The 20,691-nt window shown below is 40.2% G+C and carries 19 protein-coding genes; 5 read left to right on the forward strand and 14 right to left on the reverse strand.

What is annotated here, in order from left to right:
- Nucleotides 1-49 precede the first annotated feature (49 nt).
- Genes rpsQ through rpsJ form a run of 11 tightly spaced genes read right to left on the reverse strand, consistent with a single transcriptional unit; the run spans nt 50 to nt 4,979 of the window.
- On the reverse strand, nt 50-301 hold the full coding sequence (rpsQ, locus tag ABJE44_RS11290) for a 30S ribosomal protein S17 (protein ID WP_348110557.1): 252 nt from the start codon (nt 299-301) through the stop codon (nt 50-52).
- Entirely contained in the window at nt 301-492 is a 192-nt protein-coding gene (rpmC, locus tag ABJE44_RS11295; protein WP_133471896.1) for a 50S ribosomal protein L29, read from the reverse strand. The genes rpsQ and rpmC overlap by 1 nt, the downstream gene beginning before the upstream one ends.
- A complete protein-coding gene (rplP, locus tag ABJE44_RS11300; protein WP_133471897.1) occupies nt 492-902 on the reverse strand; it encodes a 50S ribosomal protein L16 in 411 nt (136 codons plus the stop codon). Before rplP ends, rpmC begins: the two co-directional genes overlap by 1 nt.
- 2 nt (nt 903-904) lie before the next feature.
- A complete protein-coding gene (rpsC, locus tag ABJE44_RS11305; RefSeq protein WP_133471898.1) occupies nt 905-1,606 on the reverse strand; it encodes a 30S ribosomal protein S3 in 702 nt (233 codons plus the stop codon).
- Nucleotides 1,607-1,615: 9 nt separating this feature from the next.
- Nucleotides 1,616-1,948 (reverse strand): 50S ribosomal protein L22, encoded by a 333-nt coding sequence (gene rplV / locus ABJE44_RS11310; protein WP_133471899.1) that lies wholly within the window; start codon nt 1,946-1,948, stop codon nt 1,616-1,618.
- A 10-nt stretch (nt 1,949-1,958) separates the two neighbouring features.
- Nucleotides 1,959-2,234, reverse strand: coding sequence for a 30S ribosomal protein S19 (rpsS, locus tag ABJE44_RS11315; protein ID WP_014107406.1), 276 nt, complete (start codon nt 2,232-2,234; stop codon nt 1,959-1,961).
- Nucleotides 2,235-2,249: 15 nt separating this feature from the next.
- On the reverse strand, nt 2,250-3,074 hold the full coding sequence (gene rplB, locus ABJE44_RS11320; RefSeq protein ID WP_133471900.1) for a 50S ribosomal protein L2: 825 nt from the start codon (nt 3,072-3,074) through the stop codon (nt 2,250-2,252).
- Nucleotides 3,075-3,088: 14 nt separating this feature from the next.
- Nucleotides 3,089-3,391 (reverse strand): 50S ribosomal protein L23, encoded by a 303-nt coding sequence (rplW, locus tag ABJE44_RS11325; protein ID WP_133471901.1) that lies wholly within the window; start codon nt 3,389-3,391, stop codon nt 3,089-3,091.
- Entirely contained in the window at nt 3,388-3,993 is a 606-nt protein-coding gene (gene rplD / locus ABJE44_RS11330) for a 50S ribosomal protein L4 (RefSeq protein ID WP_133471902.1), read from the reverse strand. Before rplD ends, rplW begins: the two co-directional genes overlap by 4 nt.
- A gap of 18 nt (nt 3,994-4,011) precedes the next feature.
- Entirely contained in the window at nt 4,012-4,650 is a 639-nt protein-coding gene (gene rplC / locus ABJE44_RS11335) for a 50S ribosomal protein L3 (RefSeq protein WP_348110558.1), read from the reverse strand.
- Between the two features lie 17 nt (nt 4,651-4,667).
- Nucleotides 4,668-4,979: a 30S ribosomal protein S10 gene (rpsJ, locus tag ABJE44_RS11340; RefSeq protein WP_006012796.1), complete on the reverse strand. Its 312-nt coding sequence runs from the start codon at nt 4,977-4,979 to the stop codon at nt 4,668-4,670.
- Between the two features lie 582 nt (nt 4,980-5,561).
- Between rpsJ and ABJE44_RS11345 the strand changes: the two genes are divergently transcribed.
- The 3 genes from ABJE44_RS11345 to ABJE44_RS11355 all read left to right on the forward strand — a co-directional run bounded on the left by ABJE44_RS11345 (nt 5,562) and on the right by ABJE44_RS11355 (nt 12,082).
- Nucleotides 5,562-7,787, forward strand: a complete 2,226-nt coding sequence (locus ABJE44_RS11345; RefSeq protein ID WP_348110559.1) for an ATPase, T2SS/T4P/T4SS family — start codon at nt 5,562-5,564, stop codon at nt 7,785-7,787.
- Between the two features lie 164 nt (nt 7,788-7,951).
- On the forward strand, nt 7,952-11,272 hold the full coding sequence (locus tag ABJE44_RS11350) for an amidohydrolase family protein (protein WP_348110560.1): 3,321 nt from the start codon (nt 7,952-7,954) through the stop codon (nt 11,270-11,272).
- 126 nt (nt 11,273-11,398) lie between these two features.
- Entirely contained in the window at nt 11,399-12,082 is a 684-nt protein-coding gene (locus ABJE44_RS11355; protein ID WP_348110561.1) for a cytochrome b/b6 domain-containing protein, read from the forward strand.
- 64 nt (nt 12,083-12,146) lie between these two features.
- On the opposite strand, the gene ABJE44_RS11360 is transcribed toward ABJE44_RS11355, so the two are convergent.
- From ABJE44_RS11360 to ABJE44_RS11370, 3 genes are all read right to left on the reverse strand, one after another.
- Entirely contained in the window at nt 12,147-12,614 is a 468-nt protein-coding gene (locus tag ABJE44_RS11360; RefSeq protein ID WP_348110562.1) for a cytochrome c, read from the reverse strand.
- 142 nt (nt 12,615-12,756) lie between these two features.
- A complete protein-coding gene (locus ABJE44_RS11365; RefSeq protein WP_348110563.1) occupies nt 12,757-14,184 on the reverse strand; it encodes an alpha/beta hydrolase in 1,428 nt (475 codons plus the stop codon).
- Complete coding sequence (locus ABJE44_RS11370; RefSeq protein ID WP_348110564.1) at nt 14,181-14,903, reverse strand: hypothetical protein; 723 nt, start codon at nt 14,901-14,903, stop codon at nt 14,181-14,183. The genes ABJE44_RS11365 and ABJE44_RS11370 overlap by 4 nt, the downstream gene beginning before the upstream one ends.
- 295 nt (nt 14,904-15,198) lie before the next feature.
- Here ABJE44_RS11370 and ABJE44_RS11375 point away from each other — a divergent pair, with 295 nt between their 5' ends.
- Together ABJE44_RS11375 and ABJE44_RS11380 are read left to right on the forward strand one after the other, a co-directional pair.
- On the forward strand, nt 15,199-16,215 hold the full coding sequence (locus ABJE44_RS11375; RefSeq protein ID WP_348110565.1) for a GGDEF domain-containing protein: 1,017 nt from the start codon (nt 15,199-15,201) through the stop codon (nt 16,213-16,215).
- Nucleotides 16,216-16,326: 111 nt separating this feature from the next.
- Entirely contained in the window at nt 16,327-20,613 is a 4,287-nt protein-coding gene (locus ABJE44_RS11380; protein ID WP_348110566.1) for a DEAD/DEAH box helicase, read from the forward strand.
- Nucleotides 20,614-20,691 lie beyond the last annotated feature (78 nt).

Consider the following 20,691-nt stretch of genomic DNA (forward strand, 5'->3'; position numbering starts at 1 on the left):
AAGGCGCTTATCTTGCGATAAGCGCCTTTTGTATTTAAAACTAAAACAATTAAGCTTTAGTGATAACGTCTACTAACATCCAGTTTTTGGACTTAGACAAAGGACGACATTCACGTACTGTTACTACGTCACCTTCGTTACATTGGTTAGTTTCGTCATGTGCATGTAGCTTAGTAGTACGTTTGATGAATTTCCCATAAATAGGGTGCTTCACTTTGCGTTCTACTGCAACAGTAATGGACTTGTCCATTTTGTTGCTGACCACACGACCTTGTACTGTACGAACTGTTTTTTCAGTCATTATGCAGCAGCCTTTTCAGTCAGAATGGTTTTAACACGCGCGATACTGCGACGCACTTTACGAAGACCGTCAGTTTTTTCAAGCTGACCTGTGCTCGCTTGCATTCGCAAGTTGAATTGTTCGCGAAGCAAGTTTAATAGCTCTGCATTCAATTCTTCTACGCTTTTTTCTTTCAGTTCTGTGGCTTTCATTACATCACCGTCCGAGTTACAAAAGTAGTTTTAAATGGCAATTTAGATGCTGCCAATTCAAAGGCTTCACGTGCTACTTCTTCTGGAACACCTTCCATTTCATATAGCACACGACCTGGCTGAATTTGGCATACCCAATATTCAACGTTACCCTTACCTTTACCTTGACGCACTTCTAGAGGCTTCTCAGTAATTGGCTTATCAGGGAAAACGCGTATCCAGATTTTACCTTGACGTTTAACTGCACGAGTCATAGCACGACGAGCAGCTTCAATTTGACGAGCAGTCATACGACCACGTCCAATTGCTTTTAGCCCGTAAGTACCAAAACTAACGTCGCTACCAGCGGCAAAGCCACGGTTACGACCTTTGTGCATTTTACGGAACTTCATACGTTTAGGTTGTAACATAATTATCCCTCACGCTTAGGAGCACGGCCCTTCTTCTTCGGTGCGGCAGCAGGCTGCTCATGAGTAAGTGGCATGCCACCTAATACTTCACCTTTGAAGATCCATACTTTTACGCCAATGATACCGTATTGAGTTGCTGCTTCTGATGTTGCATAGTCAATATCTGCACGGAATGTATGCAATGGCACACGTCCTTCACGATACCACTCTGAACGAGCAATTTCAGCGCCGCCTAAACGACCACTTACTTCAACTTTGATACCTTTAGCGCCAATTCGCATTGCATTCTGTACCGCTCGCTTCATAGCGCGACGGAACATTACACGACGCTCTAATTGGTTAGCGATGCTGTCTGCAACAAGTTGACCGTCTAATTCAGGCTTGCGTACTTCAGCAATGTTGATCTGAGCTGGCACACCGGCTAGCTTAGATACATGCTTACGTAGCTTCTCAACGTCTTCACCTTTCTTACCGATAACAACACCAGGACGAGCAGTGTGAATAGTCACACGAATGCTTTTCGCTGGACGTTCGATAACGATCTTAGAAAGTGAAGCACTCTTAAGTGCCTTAGTCAGGAACTGACGAACCTGATGATCATTAAACAAGTTATCTGCATAATCTGCAGTATTAGCGTACCAGGTAGATGTCCATGGTTTGCTGATACCCAGGCGTATACCTGTAGGATGTACCTTCTGTCCCATTATCTTCTCCTAGTTATCAGACACAACAACAGTGATGTGACTGCTACGCTTAAAAATACGATCAGCACGACCTTTCGCTCGAGTCTTGATACGCTTCATAGTTGGACCTTCGTCAACAAAGATTTTAGATACTGTCAATTCGTCAATATCTGCACCTTCGTTATGTTCGGCGTTCGCAATCGCTGACTCTAGTACTTTTTTGACTAGATCCGCACCTTTTTTCGGGCTGTAAGCCAGAACTTCAAGTGCTTTTTCAACGTGTAAACCACGAATTTGATCTGCTACCAAGCGTGCCTTTTGAGCAGAGGTACGAGCATGACGATGTTTAGCAAAAGCTTCCATAATCTATTTCCTATCTCTTGGCTTTCTTATCCGCGACATGGCCACGGTAAGTACGCGTTGGAGCAAATTCGCCCAATTTGTGGCCGACCATTTCGTCACTGACAAATACAGGAACGTGTTGGCGACCGTTATGGACTGCAATGGTCAACCCAATCATATCTGGGATGATCATAGAGCGGCGAGACCAAGTTTTGATTGGTTTTTTCTCGCCTTTCTCCACTGCAGCCTCGACCTTCTTCAGCAAGTGTAGGTCTATAAATGGACCCTTCTTGAGAGAACGTGGCATGGTGAATCCTCGCTGTTACTTATTACGACGACGTACGATTAATTTATCAGTACGCTTGTTACTACGTGTTTTCTTACCCTTAGTAGGTACGCCCCAAGGTGATACTGGATGACGGCCACCAGAGGTACGACCTTCACCACCACCATGTGGGTGATCTACTGGGTTCATGGCAACACCACGTACAGTTGGGCGGATACCGCGCCATCTGTTCGCACCGGCTTTACCAAGTGAACGTAGCATGTGTTCTGCATTACCGATTTCACCAATGGTGGCACGGCAATCTGCCAATACTTTACGTACTTCACCAGAACGTAGACGAAGAGTTACATAACCTTCGGCACGCGCTAGTATCTGTGCGTAAGCACCTGCAGAACGAGCAATTTGAGCACCTTTACCAGGCTTCATTTCAATAGCGTGTACCGTAGTACCTACTGGAATGTTACGCATTGGTAAAGTATTACCTGATTTAATCGGTGCATCAGAACCAGACTGGATCGCATCGCCAGCTTTAGCCCCTTTAGGCGCTAAAATATAACGACGTTCACCATCTGCATATAAAACTAAGCAGATGTTTGCAGAACGGTTTGGATCGTATTCTAAACGCTCAATTTTGGCAGGAATGCCGTCTTTGTTACGTTTAAAATCGATAACACGATAATGATGCTTGTGACCACCACCAATGTGACGCACGGTAATGCGACCATTGTTGTTACGGCCACCCGATTTGCTGTTCTTTTCAAGCAAAGGAGCATATGGAGCGCCTTTGTGTAGATCAGGGTTGGTTACCTGAACTACGTGACGACGACCAGGAGAAGTCGGCTTAGCTTTCAATAATGGCATATCTAATCCCCTTCTTAACCTTCGCTGCCAGCAAAGTCGATGTCTTGACCTTCTTTAAGCACAACGTAGGCTTTTTTCCAGTCTTTACGCTTACCGAAAGATGCACCGTGACGCTTGGTTTTACCCTTAACGTTTAGGGTACGAACAGAATCAACTTCAACTTCAAACAATTTTTCAACTGCTGCTTTGATTTCTTCTTTGTTCGCATCTTTGACTACTTTCAAAACAACTGTGTTGTTTACTTCAGCAGATAGCGTTGCTTTTTCAGAAACATGTGGTGCTAATAACACCTTAAGTAGACGCTCTTCATTTATCATGCTAGCGACTCCTCTAATTGTTTAACTGCATCAGCAGTCATCAATACTTTTTCGAATGCAATAAGACTTACTGGGTCAATACCCTGAACATCACGAACGTCAACTTTATATAAGTTGCGTGCTGACAAGAATAAATTCTCATCAACTTCTGATGTCACAATAAGTACATCTTTAAGTTCAAGCGCGTCTAACTTAGAAATTAATTCTTTAGTTTTCGGTGCTTCAACTGCAAATTTTTCAACCACGATTAAACGTTCTTGACGTACCAATTCTGAAAGGATGCTTTGTATCGCACCACGGTACATCTTTTTGTTAACCTTTTGGCTGTGATCCTGCGGCTTAGCAGCAAATGTTACGCCACCAGAACGCCAGATAGGACTACGGATTGTACCAGCACGGGCACGACCTGTTCCTTTTTGACGCCAAGGCTTGGCACCACCACCACGTACTTCAGAGCGTGTTTTTTGTGCTTTAGAACCCTGACGAGCTCCTGCACCGAACGCTACTACTACTTGATGTACTAGAGCTTCGTTAAAATCACGTCCAAAGGTTGCTTCGGATACTTCAAGAGCGCTTTGAGCGTCTTTCAATACTAATTCCATCACTTAACTCCTCAGACGTTACGCTTTGACAGCAGCTTTGATAATGACATCGCCACCAGCTGCACCAGGAACCGTACCTTTTACTAATAAAAGATTGTTCTCAGTGTCAACTCGTACTACGTCCAAAGACTGCACTGTTGCACGCTTGTTACCCATCTGACCGGCCATTTTCTTACCTTTGAAAACTTTACCAGGTGATTGGTTTTGACCAATCGAACCAGGTGCACGATGCGATAATGAGTTACCATGTGTGTTACGTTGGTGGCTAAAGTTGTGACGCTTAATAGCACCAGCAAAACCTTTACCTTTAGAAGTTCCTACAACGTCAACTAATTTAGTGTCGTTAAAGATTTCAACAGTAATTTCACTGCCTACTTCAATACCTTCACCTTCGTTGCCGTCTAAACGGAATTCCCATAAACCGCGGCCTGCTTCCACGCCAGCTTTAGCAAAATGACCTGCTGCTGCTTTATTAACGCGGTTAGCTTTTTTATCACCAGCGGTGACTTGAAGCGCTTTATACCCATCGGTTTCTTCAGTACGTAACTGAGTAACACGATTAGGAGTGGCTTCAATAACAGTCACAGGAATTGACACACCATCTTCAGTGAAGATGCGAGTCATACCTACTTTACGACCGATTATTCCAATCGCCATGTTAAAAACCTCTCTTGTTAGCCCAGGCTGATTTGAACATCAACACCGGCAGCCAAGTCCAATCTCATTAATGCATCTACTGTTTTATCAGTAGGCTCAATGATATCCACCAAACGCTTATGTGTACGAATTTCATACTGATCACGTGCATCTTTATTTACGTGAGGTGAAGTAAGTACTGTGTAACGCTCTTTACGTGTAGGTAGTGGAATAGGACCGCTAACCTGAGCACCTGTACGCTTCGCAGTTTCAACGATTTCAGCCGTAGACTGATCGATCAACTTGTGATCAAACGCTTTCAAACGAATACGAATTCTTTGATTTGGCATCGATTAAGCTCCAATCGAAAGAACAAAAAAAATCATCCACACCACCATTTAATATTTGGTAGGAGGATGCATGTAAACTATTAACCCACAATTGGGGCTCTGTTTTTTTCTGTTGGCCTATAATGAACTAACGTGCTTTGAAACAAAGTTATACTTTAGTTACTACCAACTCTCACCGTCTCTAGGACAAGTGGGCGCGAATTATACTTAGTCCTTAGCCTAATGCAAGCCACAATTTAAATTAAATGTATATTTTTTGAACCCATGAATTATTTATATCCGTTATGAAGCTAATTAGTTTTGCCTACTTTGGGTTTAAGGTGATGGATATACTCTCTTAATACCTTGTATATAGATGGTTGGTCAGTCGATAATTGGACACTATTACAATTCTTAAACTTACTTTCACAAACTTAAAAACCACGGGTATAGGCAAAATAGGGGCGATTTTTATGCTTCTTTGATAAAGGTAAAATAGGAGGCTTTAAATCAAAGTACCCAAGCCGCAGTAATAAAACCTATTTGCGGTTACCCCTGCGTCAGTTATAGTAGTCAGTAATAACAGTAGTTTAACAAAAAATAATGAATTCTGACGTCAATCAAAATCATCTCGATAGAATAAACCAGCTACTTGCTACTTATCCATCTCTAATGGATGCATATCATAAGCTTGAACCCTTTTTGCTGAATCTTTTTCAAGCCGAAAGAATGAGTATTTTTCAGCGTAGACGTCAACATCAAGACCTAGTTGCTCGGTATAAAACGGGGAAAGAGACTCGAGAAATCAAAGTACCAATCAGTCCAATGTCTATCGCAGGATACGTGGCATTAAGTCAATTACCGCTTGTTATAAATGATCCCTATGACAAAGACGAACTTGCCAGCATTCATAAACGATTAAAGTTTGCAGATAAATTCGATAAAGGCTCCACTTTTAAAACCCACAACATTATTTGTATTCCCATACTCGATTCAGGCGTGTTAATGGGCGTCATGCAGGTCATTAATAAAAAAGATACGGGGTTTTCTTCCCAAGATTTGGCTTTAGCCAATGCTATTGCAGAAATCATGGGTAAAAAGTTCCGCTACGAACTAGGCGGTACAAGCCAACCCTTTGATTATTTAGTTCACCGTAACCTAATTTCTGAAAAAGAATTAAAGAAACTACAAGATAGCAGTCACGACACTAGACAGTTAGTACAACGCTTAATGTCAGAACATAGAATTCCTGAAGAGAATCTAGGAAATGCGCTATCGGTACATTATCAAGTGCCTTTTTTACCTTATCTGCCTGACAAGTATCACCTGTTTCAAAGCGATAGTAAGTTAAACCTGTCTTACCTAAAGCGTAATTTTGTTGCAGTACTCTCAGATATCAATGATAACCCAATAGTACTTATGGCGGAGCCCAACAATGCTACATTGTTGATGGAAATTGAAAGTGCGCTAGGCATAGATAGCTATGAGATATCAGTTAGTCTACCTAATTTAATTTTACAGTATTTAGGTGAAGCATCTGGCGGGGGTTCTGGCCCAGGTGCCATGGACGAAATCCTCGATGAAATTGGCACAACCGCAGATGAAATTGATGAGCAGACAGATGAAATGTCAGATGATGCTCCAGCGGTAGTACGTTTAGTCAGTCGGGTCTTACATGATGCAAAACGTTTAAACGCTTCTGACATTCATGTAGATCCAGAAAAAAATGCGCCAACTCGAGTCAGAATGCGAATTGATGGTGTATGCCGTGACGTAACACAAGTACCTGCCTCACACCATAGTGCGGTAATTGCTCGAATTAAAATCATGTCTAATTTGAACATTGCAGAAAAGCGCGTACCGCAAGATGGTAAATTAGCATTTCGTATGTCAGGGCAACTAATAGAAGTACGTGTAGCAACTATCCCCACCGTTGCAGGTGAAGGTGTAGTGATGCGGATTTTGGCTGCTGGCGGCGCACTCCCCATGAGTAAGCTAAACTTATCTCCTAGGAACCATGAGAAGATCTTAGAGTTAGTTAAAAAGCCCCACGGCATTATGCTAGTAGTTGGCCCTACAGGTTCAGGTAAAACCACCACTCTCCATGCAGTATTAGGTCATATTAATACGCCAGAACGGAAGATATGGACAGCTGAAGACCCCGTAGAAATAACCCAACCTGGGCTGCAGCAAGTCCAAGTTAGTGCAAAGATCGGGTTCACTTTTGCTAATGCATTAAGAGCATTTTTAAGGGCAGATCCAGACGTAATCCTCATAGGTGAAATGCGAGATAAAGAAACTGCTCATGCCGGTATTGAAGCATCACTTACTGGTCACTTGGTATTCTCTACTTTACATACCAACTCAGCCCCAGAAACTATTTCCCGTTTATTAGATCTAGGATTAGACCCAGTTAACTTTTCTGATGCCTGTGTGGGGATATTGGCCCAAAGGCTTATCAGAACAATCTGTCCAAATTGCAAAGAAAAATATCCTGCCAGTGATACAGACCTCGCCTTCATTAAGCGTCAATATGGAGAGGAGTACCTTGAGGAGTTAAATCTTGCTGAGCCCTTGATGTTATATCGAGGTAAAGGCTGTGATGAGTGCGGAGATACAGGATACCGAGGCAGAACCGGTGTACATGAACTACTTGCGATGACAGGTGAACTCAGAGGCCTAATTTATAAAGAAGGCTCAGTTCATGAGATGAAAGCACAAGCCATGAAAGACGGTATGCGCACACTGACCCAAGACGGGATACTAAAAGTGTTAAAAGGTGATACTGATATTGCCCAAGTTCAAATCATCAGCGGAGGTGGCCATTAATACTAGCGACTGATAGTCTGAAGTTGTCCACAATGAACCTAATATGTAACTGCTTATCTATGACAACCCGGCAAAGTATTCGAATAGTCACAAGCATGTTAATCTGAATAAAAGTAGCGCTTAGCTACAACAAAATAAATTATAAAAATACCAGGGAAACTACCATGTTAGCTAAGACTAAAAAGCTATTCATTGCTGCCAGCTTGTTTAACTTGCTCAGCCTGTCATTTGCAACGTTTGCTGAAGATAAACAAACTGAAAATAAAAAAGAGTGGGATGTGCTTTCTCCACCTTTAGATTTATCCACGGTATCTATTAGTACTGACGAAACAACATGGTCAAGTTTAGACATTACCCCTGATGATAAACATATAGTTTTCGATATGTTGGGGGATATTTTTATTGTTGACTCTGCAGGTGGCGATGCCAAAGCCCTCACCCAAGACTTTGCATGGAATATACACCCAGCGGTTAGTCCAGACGGCAAAAAAATCGCATTTATCTCTGACCGTGGTGGATTATCTAATCTGTGGGTGATGAATTTAGACGGCACTAATTTAAAACAAGTAAGTACAGAAAAATACAATCTCATACACTCACCGAAATGGAGTCCAGACGGACAGTACATAGCGGTTAGTAAAGGTATTATGTCTAGCCGTAGTATTCCAGCGGGAGAAATTTGGCTATACCATCATGCAGGTGGGGATGGGTTGGCCATTAAAAAACGAGTTAACGGTAAAAAGGATCAAAAAAATATCGCAGATCCAGCTTTCTCGCCAGATGGGAAATATCTATATTTTACCCAAGATGTAAGTGGTGGTAGCACCTTTAGCTATAACCGTGATCCATTAAAAGGTATTTTTGCCATCACCCGTTATGAATTAGCCACAGGTGAAGAAGAACGATTTGTAAGTGGAACTGGCGGCTCTATAGTCCCTACTCCATCACCAGATGGAAAACACTTAGCCTTTATTCGCAGGGTTAAAAACAAAACAGCACTCTTTGTTAAAAACCTCAGTACTGGTCTAGAAAAAGCAGTTTATTTAGATCTGGAGCGCGACATGCAAGAAGGCTTTGGTTCAGAAGGCTATTTTGCCTATTTTGACTGGACTTCTGACTCTAAAAATTTAGTATTTTGGACTGCTGGTAAATTCCACCAGCTATCCCTGAAAAACCAATCGTTAAAGACCATCCCGGTATCGGTAAAAACTGAATTGCAATATGCAAATGCTCTTAGGGTAGATGTAGATGTAGCTCCAGATTCCTTCCCCATAAAAATGACTCGCTGGGCTCAAAAGTCACCAAATGGGAAGTCTATCTTGTTCCAGGCCTTGGGCAAGCTTTATGTAAAAGATATTAAGTCTGGAAAAACAAAGCGCCTAACTAAACAAAATAACCATGACGAGCTGTATCCAAGATACTCAAACGATGGAAAAAACATTGTTTACACCACTTGGAACGACCAAGAGTTAGGCACAGTAAGTATAGTTAAAGCCAGAGGAGGGAAAGGCAAAGCCATCACTAAAATGCCTGGTCATTACATCGAGCCAAGTTTTTCAACGGATGGAAAACTAGTTGTCTATAAAAAAGTAACAGGTGGCTATTTATTAAGCCCTGAATACTCAACTGAGCCTGGAATATATGTCCGTAACCTAAAGTCAGGAGACACCAGTCGTATTGCTAAATCAGGTGCAGCTCCCCACTTTGCAGGCGATAATAAACGAGTTTACATGACTACCCCAGTGGCTGGTTCTAGTTACTCAGAAACCCAGCTAATTAGTGTAGATTTAAATGGAGAAGATAAGCGCCAACATTTATATGGTGCAGACAAGGTAGCCGAATATAGACTATCCCATGATAAAAAATGGGTTGCTTTCGTATATCAATATAACGCATATATAGCGCCTTTTGTTGATACCGGAAAACGGGTCAGTATTGGTCCAAAAATGTCATCATTACCTGTAAAACAGATATCCAGTAAAGCCGGTGAATTTTTAACTTGGAGCGCTAATAGTCAAAGTGTCAGTTGGTACCATGGCGCAACATTTTATGAAAGGGACTTAAATGACACCTTTGACTTTATAACGAGTAGCACTAAACCTTTGCCTGAACCTGTTACCGAAGGCATTGATTTATCATTTGAGCAAACCTCAGATAAGCCTTCTGGTTATAAGGCATTAGTAGGCGGTACTATTGTCACTATGCGTAATGCCGATAATGAACAAGAAGTCATTAAAAATGGTGTGGTCCTTATTAAAGATAATAAAATCGAAAAAATTGGTAAAAATGGAGAAATTGCAATCCCAGATGGTGCCTTAATGATAAGCACCGAAGGCAAAACAATACTGCCAGGTCTAATTGATACTCATGCCCATGGCTCCCAAGGTAGTAATGAAATTATCCCGCAGCAAAATTGGAGTATGTACTCTGCTTTATCCTTTGGAGTCACCAGTATTCATGATCCTTCAAATGACACTACAGAAATATTCTCTGCAGCAGAATTACAAAAAGCAGGGAAAATTATTGCCCCTCGCATTTATTCCACTGGCACCATTTTATATGGCGCAGAAGCGTTAGGTTATAAAGCGATTATTAATAGTTACGACGATGCTTTATTTCATATACAGAGATTAAAAGATACTGGCGCTATTTCAGTTAAGAGTTATAACCAACCTAGACGTGACACTAGACAGCAAGTCCTCGCGGCAGCTAAAGCACTAGGCATGATGGTAGTACCAGAAGGCGGGGGTAAATTTCAACAGAATATCTCTATGCTAGTAGACGGCCATACTGGACTTGAGCACTCACTTCCTATCGCAAAAGGTTATGACGACTTAACCGAGCTATGGTCAGCCACAAAGTTCGGCTACACCCCTACTTTTGTGGTGTCTTACGGTGGCATGATGGGAGAAGAATACTTTTATGATAAAACCGAGGTCTGGAAGAATGAACGTTTAATGCGTTATACCCCAAGCTTTTTAGTAGACCGACGCTCAATAAGACGTCCCACCGCACCAGAAAATCAATACAATCACTACGCCGTAGCTGAATACGCTAAAGCTCTTCGAGATAAGGGTGTAAGCGTACATATTGGCGCTCACGGCCAACGTGAAGGTTTAGCCGCTCATTGGGAGTTATGGATAATGGAGCAAGGAGGGTTCACACCTTGGGAAGCATTACGTGCTGGCACCATTGATGGAGCGACCCACTTAGGCATGAACCAACAAGTAGGAAGTATCGAAATAGGTAAGCTGGCTGATTTAATGGTTATTGATGGTGATGTACTGACTGATATACGCCGCAGTGAATATGTCACTTATACGGTAATCAATGGCCGTGTTTATGATTCAGCAACCATGAATGAAGTGGGTAGTAAAAAAGTCAGAGAAGACTTTTTCTTCGAGCATGATAATCAGTTGTTTATGCCTGAAGCCACAACACAGGCGATGCATGAAAAAGCCCATAAGTATCATTGGGTTCACTAGGCTTATTTTTAAATAGGCGCTCTATGTATTACATAGATAGAGCAACGAAATATTAGCTAATTATTTCACGTAGTTAATATAGTAAGTTGATTTTATTCAGACACTTTTTTAATAAGAGGATTACTAATGCAAAAATTTTTAGTTTGGGATCTTCCGGTTCGCTTATTCCACTGGTTATTAGTGATATGTATTTTTGCCCAGTGGTTCACTGTTGAAATACTAGAAGATGCCACTGACATCCATTTTTACATAGGCTACTTCACATTAGGACTAATAATATTTAGGCTTATTTGGGGCATTGTTGGCACTACCTACGCAAGATTTAGTAACTTTATAGCTGGCCCTAAATCTATGTTGACATACCTAAAGAGCCTCACAACGAAAGAGCACCCCCCTACAGTCGGACATAACTCTGTGGGCGGCTGGATGTTACCAGCAGTGTTGCTGTTAGTGGGTTTACAGGCAACTAGTGGATTATTTATCACTGACGACATTATTAACGAAGGGCCTTATTACGCCAGTGCTAGCGACGCAATAAAAGGTTACATGATGTGGCTACATCACAATATTTTCAATGTGCTACTTGCCTTGATTGTGGTGCATTTGTTAGCAATTTTTTATTATCGCTTTATATTAAAACATGACCTTATCAGCCCAATGTTTAGCGGTAAAAAAGAAGTGAAATCTACTGAAGCAATCCCAAGCTCTAGGTTATTATTGGCGGCAGTAATAGCAGTGCTCATAGCGACTTTTGTATATTGGTTAGTAGCCATCAACCCACCTGTTGTTGAAGTAGATTATTACTATTAATATGGTTTGATAGATATAAAAAAACCGCTTTTAAAAGCGGTTTTTTATATCTAGATTTAACTAATTAGTCAGCTTTGTAACTATCGTGACAACCTTTACACGTTTTAAAAATTCCGCCGATAGCAGATTTATATTTGCCTTCATCTCCAGCAGTGGCGACTTTATTTAAGTTCATTGATGCAGCCGTTAGTGCATCAATTTTTTCTTTATAATCCGCTTTATTTTTCCAAATATCATCTAAAGCTTCTGTTTTCACGTCAAACTTAGTGGTATCTAAAGCAAAATAATCTTCAATCATCAAGGATAGTTGCTCTAAACGCTTTGAATTAGTTTGTAAAATCTCGGCGTTAAAAGGTACAGCGCCTTTATTCATTGCACCAAGTATTCCAACGTTACTTTTAACAAGTTTAAAAATTGCTTGTCGCGCCTCTGTAGCTCCAGCAGCTTGTTTAGCTGTTTTTGCAGGTTGTGCTAAGACCGCAAATGAACTCAATAAAGTGGCACTTAAAACGATAGCTATGGTCTTTTTCATTTTTGATCCCTTTGGTTTTTAGTTAGTTATTTAAGTAAACCATTAGCAGCCTACTTCACCTTGATAGTTTTTATTCGATTATAGTATTGCCCTAACCGAACAAAAGCAAGACTCAGAAAAATTAAGCATAACGGTTTTATAGTTAGCGCAAAACAAATTGATTACCTTGGGAAATACCATGTAAAAACAGAATGTTATCACCTTGTATGGTTTTACTTACTGATAAATACACTAAAGAGTCTGCGATAACGTCAACCGCTGCACCAGAGGCTACAAATGTGACACCAGCGGCATCAACTGTGCTGGTGTTAACCTGCAATGCGTTTCTGCCTGTTATAAAAGCATTAGTTATTGAAACGAAAGATTGGTTCACAATCATAGCGACCTTATCAGATACCACACTGACGTTTGTCATAGTCACATCTGAGCTTTCGATATGAATACTCTCAGCCGTAATGTTCTTTAAAGTTAAATACTTGCAACCTTTGACAATAATACGTTTGTAATGACCGCTAAAAGTCTGGTTGTGAGTATTGGTACAAATTAAATCCGTCGGTATTTCAACACTAGAAGCGTTCAGACTAAATTTAGTGCTTTGAACAGGCTCTTGCTGTAAAGCTAAGTCTAGCTGAACCAAGAATTCATCAGCGTTATCCTTCATTGGTACATGACCTGCATCCGAAATCACATGGAGTTCAGCATTGATAAGTTGAGACGCCAATAATTCACCGGTTCTGAGCGGAGTGACCCTATCTAGCTCCCCCCAGATAATATGTGTTGGTACTAGAAAATCATAAATAGCCTCTGAAAAGTCTTCGTTTATTAAGCCTATTGCTGCATTTAATGTCGGCCTATCTTTATATATATATTTTTGTGCAAACTCATTGTGCATTAAAGCTAAAGTCGGGTCTGGTAATTTATCTAATTGAGTTAACACCGCACCACTAATACGATTTAAGAAACGGTTAACTTTGTTTACAGTAGAATCAACAATTTTAAATCGTTGTTGATATTGCGCCAGCCATTCGTACCTATCAGGCATTTGCGTTAAATGTCTTACAAATACCGTACGGTTTAATATACCCGCAGTATCCACCATTATAAGTTTGTCTAGCATGTCTGGAAATTCGGACGCAAACCGTAGACTAATTGCACCGCCCATTGAATGGCCAACCAAAGTAACTTTATCCTTTGAAAATTGCGGGGTTAGCCACTTAAGCAATTCTGCGTATCTTTGTGGAGCAAGTTGTAATGATGTTGAGTCTGACTCACCAAATCCTGGTAAATCTAGGGCAACCACATGGTAGTTTTTCTCTAAATGGGGGATAACATCTATCCAATCTCTTAGCCCACTGTAGCCTAAACCGCGTACCAAGATAATCGTTTCTTTATGGTTTGTGCCTGTTTCTACAACATGTACAAGCCCCCCAAATACAGATTCTTTGATGCGCATTTGTGACCAATGTGACGGCAGTGCTTCAAGTGATTCATTTTCATATTGTTGTGCAAAACTAAAAGGCGTAGCGCATACCCCTGCCAGTAAAATCCATAGGTACAAAATTGACTTCATGCATAATCCTTTGAGTCAGTGAATGCATTGGCAAACAAAGCAAGGTGAATAATATCCTCTTTTGTCAATCTACGAAGATATCGCTCAGTTAATTTCGTTCTTGGAAATAATTTGGGAAACTGATGATATTTAGATTTCAAACGCTCTCGATATGGAGCACCATCGATATGTGTTTCGGCTAACGTTGGCTTGGTTTCACAACCAGTTTTGACGTTTTCCCAACTTGATTCATCACATTTTAAATAGGCTAATTGCGCAAACCACAAAGCTTGATTATGAAAGTGGATATACGCCTTAATATAATGCCATGCGAAATGAGAAAAATTATCGTGAGCTAAAGATACACATCTAAGTTTCTTTTTAGCAAAATCCAAATCATCACGCCCGCTATATTCTCGCTCCTCTTTAATCACCGTAATTTCTTTGTTGATACATGTTTTTAAGCTCTTACGGTTCCTTTTGAAAAAGCTATTTAATACACCAACATCACCTAGGGCAATTTCTTCAACATTTTTGTACATATCACCAGACATAGCGACTAATTGACCATAACTAAACGACGTGTCTACTTCAAGGTTTCGAATCTCATTTGAAAAACCAAGACTGGCACTTTCAAATGCAAGATCACCAATAAGTGCGTGTTCACCCGCATCAAACCCTCTAACAATAAAACTCACTCCCAACAAAATTAAACCACATATAATTTTGATAAAAAGCATTGATCTTAAATAACCCAATTTAAACAGTTTAAAATGAACAAAAAAAGTCGATAGATAGTACATCAATTCATATTTGCTAACCACGACGACGTTAGCTTTGAGCATATTTCATCCGAATTGAAAGTGAGCTGAGTGGGTACTTATTATTGCATGTTGATATTAAAGTATACTGCGGCCGTAATTTGCTAACTCACTAACATAATTTTAAATATCCCCTTATCGTCTGATAATATAATCTAGTAAGATCTACTCAATTAAAGTAAAACACTAGATGTGTAAATAAGAGAACAACTTAATGGCTGATAACAGTTTTGAAAAGTCCTTCGAGACTCTAAAACAAACAATCCCTCTTATGTTAAAACATAAGGTTTCCGCAGTGCCCACTAATTACGCACTTTGGTATACCTATGCTTCAAACGAACTGCCAGAGCTAAAAGAGGCCATTGATAGCGCATTAGAAAAAAAGCAGGCATTGTCTCCAATCAAAACCAAAGAACTTTATCGCAACCATGTTGCTGCACAAGAAGAAACATCGGCATGGGAATTAAGGCAGTCAGTCGAAGCTATGCTAATAGAGTTGACACAGTCTCTTCATGATACGCGAACTGAAACCACCAGTTTTAAAGAAACCATGGACTCTTGCATTGATGACTTAGCCAAAGTAGAAAAAGAGGGGCTATCAATTGAGGAAGCAATGGCCTTAGTGCGTAATTTAGTTAAAGACACGCAAAGTATTAGACGCAGTACTATCAGTTTTAATGCGTCACTTAATGAAGCACAAAATGAAATCATTGCCCTTCGTGAACAACTAGAGAAAAGTCAACAAGACGCACTATATGATGCTTTAACTGGGCTATGTAACAGACGTTACTTTGATGAAGAGCTCGCATCACAAGCACTTAACCCTAATTTATTTTTATTGATAGTAGATCTTGATTACTTTAAAAAAATAAACGACACCTATGGCCATGTTATGGGTGACTTAGTCTTAAAAGCAACTGCCAAAAAACTACAAGCTACCTGTCGAGATGGCGCCCAAGCCTTTAGGTTTGGCGGTGAAGAATTTGCTGTTATTATTCCTAATAGCAACTTTTCAAAAGCCAAAAGTATTGCAGAATCAATGCGCAAAGCCATTGAAAAAATAACCGTTAAAGACAAACGTACCGGACAAGTGGTTGGTGATATTTCAGCATCTATAGGGATTGGTGAATTACTGAAAGGCATGAATCCACTTGCTCTAGTCGAAAAGGCCGACAAACAACTTTATAAAGCTAAAAACCTTGGACGTAACCGTGTTATGCCAATGAGTTAGGCTCACTATATACAAGACTACACATTGCCATTAGCACCTGCTTTAGCATTTTGAATTAGGTCATTGTGAAAAATTATCTTTAACAAAACGTTCTTAATAAATGGCAATTAAATGTCCCTTGCTTCATTAATTCAACCACAAAATCATCGTCTAATTGATAACTTATACCGTTCATTTTTAAAGTTAAGTGATGCAGAAAGAAGTGTGTTAATTATTCTTTCAGTTATCTACAAGCCAATTGGTATCAATAAGTTAGAACATGTCATAGATATACTGGATATAAACGACTTTTTACCTGAATCCAAAAACCATTACCGCTTATCTCCCGAGCAAAAAAAGCAGCTAATACTGCTAAATGTATTAGAGTCTGATAAAAATGGCATTCAAGTTAACAAGTTACTAGCTAACACTTTAACCACTAAAATCGAATTGTTACCCAGTAAATACGAGTTAACGGCCAAGCAAAAGTTAGAAGAAGTAGTCTTGGCGGCTGAGCAAGTAGTACCCGTGCTGAATAGCCTAAGCTTGCAAAAAAAGAATATTGACGAACAAAGGGTGATTCGCGACTTCTTTTACTTAGAGAGGCTTACTCTTGTGGAAAAAGCGTTGCAGTTTAATAGAAACCCTCAAATCATTGATCATCATAAAAACAACGTTTTGTTAGAGATCCTGTTTGTACCTTTTAATTTAAAAACGTTCCTAACCTTACCGCCCCGTATTCAATACCAAGCTTTTGCCAGCTTATTTAGGTTATTTCAAAAAAAAGGACAAAGTTGCGAATATCCTATACAACTTTTAGAGCAAGTGAGTGTTGCGCACGCTGACACAAATACCCAAATTCAAAATATTGAATGCCAGTATTTACTAGCCGAGCAATATTTATATCAAATGCGCTTAGCCGATTTTGAAAACTTATTAAGCAAACACGATAACAGTAGCTACGCTTTACAGCTCTATGGTACTTACTATTTTTTAACCGGTAAAAACCAACAAGCCATAGATTACTTTGAGCACGCCCTATTAGCGAAAAATAAGCTCACTAAACGTAAAAAACAATATTTGAGTGGGGTGTTAGGATATTTCTATAAACTCGCATTAATCATTCAAGGCAATCAAGAAGACGTAAACTATTACTCTATAGCATTGCAACAAATAGAGAATGAAGAGAGCGATCGCAAAGTTAATAGTGACTTTGCGAACTTAGGACCAAATTTAATTAGGCCAATTCGATGTTTGTCTACAGCTCAAAAATATAATATCAACGTTAAGTATCATTGTGTTGATGAAAACATAGATTTTTTCTGCCACCAGCTCAATTATTTTAATTATTTACTAGCAAATGTTTGGTGCAACCAAGATCAATCTCCCAATTTATTGAAGTTAGCCTTGAAGCACCAAGGTAAGTTTAATCAATTGGCTTACCCTCTATTTGGCAACTTATGTCAGCAACTAGCTGAGAACTTTAATAGACCGGGTGAACAAACCTTAGGATTTAAATCAGAGTTATTAGATATTGCTAACTTGGTAAAAATTAAAGCTCAATGGGATGTAGCCCTAGATCAACTTATTGCACTTAGCCCAACAGCAGAAACTAATTCTGAAACAGATGGGCTACAACCGAGTAAATCTACCCGTTTAATTTGGGAATTGGTAACAGACTTTGAAAACAGCCTCATACCCCGAGAGCAAAAGTTAAATAAATCAGGCTGGAGCAAAGGTCGAGTAATCGCATTAAAGCGCTTGAAAGAGGAGCCCGAAAAATTTGATTACCTAACCGACAGCGACAAAAGAATTTGTATGGCGATTGGCGCATACCAGAGTTGGGGATATTACTCTAAAGTAGAATACTTTTTGCAAGGCGCTGCAGCTTTAGAAGCGGCTGTGGGGATAAAAAACTTATACAAAGCAGGCAATGTAACCCAAGCTATTGAGCTTTATAAGAAAGAGCCAGAATTATTGGTGAGCCAGCAAGGTGATGAACTTTGTTTAAGTATTGCCGATATTTCGGTGGGTATTGATGCAGACGAACAGCAAAGTGTGTATAGCCTCACATCACTATCGAATACCTCATATCAACTCACTGTTTTTGCTCCAGAGCACATTAAGGTAGCCCAAATAATAGGTGAATCGGGATTATTAATTCCACTTAGAGCCAAACAGAAAGCATTAGACGGTATATCTGCTATCGCCCCCTTTTTAAATATTCAATCTGATATAGCAGAACTAGATACAGGCCTAGATAATCAAGAATGCGACCCTAATCTAATCGTCAACATTGAACCAACGCAACAAGGCCTAACCTTTACCTGTGTCGTCATGCCATTTGGAGAACAAGGACCCATATACAAACCAGCTATTGGTAGCGCCAGCCTTACAATTGAAATAAATGGAAAACGTGTCGCCACCCAAAGAGACTTATTGCGAGAAGAAGTTTTATTGGATCAGCTAGATCAAGCTTGCCCTGCTTTTTTGAAGATGTCTGACAATATATTAATTGAGGATGACCTACAGCAAGCGTTAGCCATACTTGAACAACTTGAAACCACCTTAACTAAAAACACCTTTGATTTAATATTACGCTGGCCCAAAGGCAAAAAAATAAACTTAACTCAAAAACTTGATAGTGCTCAACTACAGCTGTCTTTCAGTAAGAAAAGCGAATGGTTTGATATAAACGGTAATTTGCAAGTCAATCACGAACAGGTGATTGAAATACGCAAACTATTAGAATTAGTAGGCACCAGCAATGGAAGATTTATTAAACTTGGTAGCGAGCAGGTACTCGCTCTTTCTGAAGACTTGCGCCATAAATTAGAGCAAATCAATCAGGTTACAGACCAGGGTAAATTTCATCCATTGGCTAGTTTGCAGATAGAAGCAGCTACAACGGGTATGCGTATGAAAACCATTCATGCCTGGGAGCAACAAACTCAAAAGATGCACCAAGCTAATGAAATTCAACCTAAAATTCCATCTACCTTTCACGCAAAGCTACGAGATTATCAATTAGAGGGATATGATTGGGCTTCTCGCCTTGCCCATTGGGGCGCAGGAGCCTGCTTAGCCGATGATATGGGGCTAGGAAAAACCCTGCAAGCATTAGCGGTACTTTTGTCTCGTGCGAGCCAAGGGCCAAGTTTAGTGATTGCCCCGACATCTGTCTGTTTTAACTGGCAACAAGAAGCCTTAAAGTTTGCGCCTACCCTAAATGTAAAACTATTCTCAGATGCCACCAGTACCTCCCAACGTGAAATGTTATTACGCAACTTAGCTCCTTTTGACTGTGTCATCATTAGCTATGGTCTATTGCAAAGAGAGAGCGACATACTTAAACACGTACAATGGCACAGTATAATTGCCGATGAAGCCCAAGCGCTGAAAAACCCTTTGACTAAACGTAGTAAAGCCGCTTTTGCCCTAAAAGGTGATTTTAAAATGATCACCACAGGCACCCCAATTGAAAACGACTTAACCGAGTTGTGGAGTTTATTTCGCTTTATTAACCCAGGGCTACTTGGCAATGTTAAACGTTTTGGCGAGCGCTTTTCGCTGCCAATAGAGAATGCCAAAGAAGATAAGTTAGCCGCTAGAAAAGCTAGTCAGGGACTAAAAACGTTAATTCAGCCTTTCATTTTGCGGCGCATGAAAAGCCAAGTATTAACCGAGTTACCTCCCCGTACCGAAATTAATATTCAAGTAAAAATGAGTGAAAAAGAACAGACGTTTTATGAAGCCTTAAGACTTAACGCCATCGACAATATTAGCCAAGACAGTCAACAAACTCAGGCAGGCAATCAGCGGATAAAAATGCTTGCCGAACTCATGAAGCTACGCCAAGCATGCTGTCACCCCAAGCTCATCATGGCAGAAACCAATTTACCCAGTGCTAAACTTACGGCTCTTGATGAGTTACTACAAGAGCTTAGGCTCAATAATCACAAAGCGTTAATTTTCAGCCAGTTTGTAGGGCATTTACAACTAATTAGGCAGCATATAGAGAACAAGGGATTTAGTTATCAATATTTAGATGGTGCAACTCCACAAAAAGAACGCCAGAAACGGGTCAATGCCTTTCAAAGTGGAGACGGTGAAGTATTTTTAATTAGCCTAAAAGCAGGCGGCTCTGGTTTAAACTTAACCGCTGCAGATTACGTGATTCATATGGACCCTTGGTGGAACCCTGCGGTAGAAGAGCAAGCTTCGGACCGAGCTCACAGAATGGGGCAAAAAAGGCCCGTCACCATTTATAGATTAATCACGCAAAACACCATTGAAGAAAAGATAGTGGCATTACATCAACATAAGCGAGATCTTGCCGACAAGCTGTTGTCAAATAACGAAACGGTCACAAACCTTTCTGTTGAAGATATGCTGAACTTGCTTAAAGAAAACTTCTAAAGTCATAATTTTATGACATCAGAAGGTTTCAAACATAAAGATCATTATCTAAAAGCAAATAATTGAATTTATTTTTCA

It is taken from the genome of Paraglaciecola sp. (assembly GCF_039942875.1).
Lineage (GTDB): Bacteria > Pseudomonadota > Gammaproteobacteria > Enterobacterales > Alteromonadaceae > Paraglaciecola.